The sequence below is a fragment of the Methylobacterium sp. E-046 genome (genome assembly GCF_022829625.1).
In the GTDB taxonomy this organism is placed as follows: domain Bacteria; phylum Pseudomonadota; class Alphaproteobacteria; order Rhizobiales; family Beijerinckiaceae; genus Methylobacterium; species Methylobacterium longum.
In genome coordinates this window covers 1-1,248 of sequence record NZ_JAKSYP010000262.1, presented here as the reverse complement: position 1 = coordinate 1,248, position 1,248 = coordinate 1, and the positions used below count along the sequence as shown (strand labels likewise).

Annotated in this window: 1 protein-coding gene; it reads left to right on the top strand. The window is 70.7% G+C overall.

Annotation, left to right across the window (positions count from 1 at the left end; genetic code table 11):
* Positions 1-1,248: OmpP1/FadL family transporter (locus MKK82_RS28725; RefSeq protein ID WP_238294283.1), on the top strand; the 1,248-nt coding region annotated here is incomplete at its 5' end.

Genomic DNA, 1,248 nt, shown 5'->3' with positions numbered 1-1,248 from the left:
GCCGGCGCCTTTGGGATCCGGGAGCAGAGCACGCAGGCGCAGGGTCTGGCCTGGGCGGGGGCGGCTTCGGGTTCGGGTGGCGTGTCGTCGATGTTCTGGAACCCGGCGACGATCACCATGCGCCCGGGCTTCGTCGCGGAGCAGAACCTCACCTTCATCGGCCTGTCCTCGGAGATCCGTCCGGATGCCGGGACCAATCCGGGCTTTGCGCGGCTGGGCGGCTCGGGCGACATCGGCCAGGGCGCCGTGGTGCCGGCGGGCGCGACCTCCTACCAGCTCAACGACCGGCTCTGGCTCGGCCTCTCCACCGGCGCGCCCTTCGGCCTCGTGACCAAGCCGCGCGACGTCTGGGCCGGCGAGGTCTACGGCCGCTCGTCGCGGATCTTCTCGCTGGCGATCAACCCGGTCCTCGGCTTCAAGGTCAACGAGTGGCTCTCGGTCGCGGCCGGCCCCAACATCGAGTACTTCCGCCTGACCCTGCGGCAGGCGCTGCCGGTCCCGGGCCTGGCCCCGACCGCCTATCCGAGCTCCTTCCTCAAGGGCGAGTCGTGGGGGGCGGGCTTCACCGCCGGCGCCACCCTGACCCCCCGCGACGGCACCGTGCTGGGCATCGGCTACCGCTCCTCGGTGCACCACGACATCGACGGCTCGATCGGCGTGCCGCTGGTCGCCCTGGCGCCGCTGGCCGGGCCGGTCCGCGCGAAGCTCAACACGCCCGACAAGCTCAGCGTCGGCCTCACCCAGGCGATCTCGCCGGTGGCGCGGGTCAACCTCGGCTTCGAGTGGGACAACTGGTCGAGGCTCGGCACCGTCGGCATCGTCTCGAAGACGCTGGGCCTGCCGGTGAACGCGCTGCCGCTCAACTACAAGGACGGCTACACCTACGCGATCGGCGCCGAGTACGACGCGTCCGCCAGCCTGACCCTGCGGACCGGCTTCGCCTACGAGACCTCGCCGATCGACTTCTCGAACCGCTCGGTGCGCCTGCCCGACGGCGACCGCTACAACCTCTCGGTCGGCGCCAGCTACCGCTGGAACGAGCGCCTGACCCTCAACCTCGCCTACTCGCACTTCTTCCTCGACCGGGCGCGGATCCTGGCCGGCCTCGGCCGCGACTACAACATCGGCAACATCGCCTTCGCCGGCACCGTCGACTCCAGCGCCGACATCGTCTCGGTCGGATTCCGCTACCTCTTCGCAGCACCCGCCGCGCCCCCCGAACAAGCCCCACTCATCCGGAAATACTGA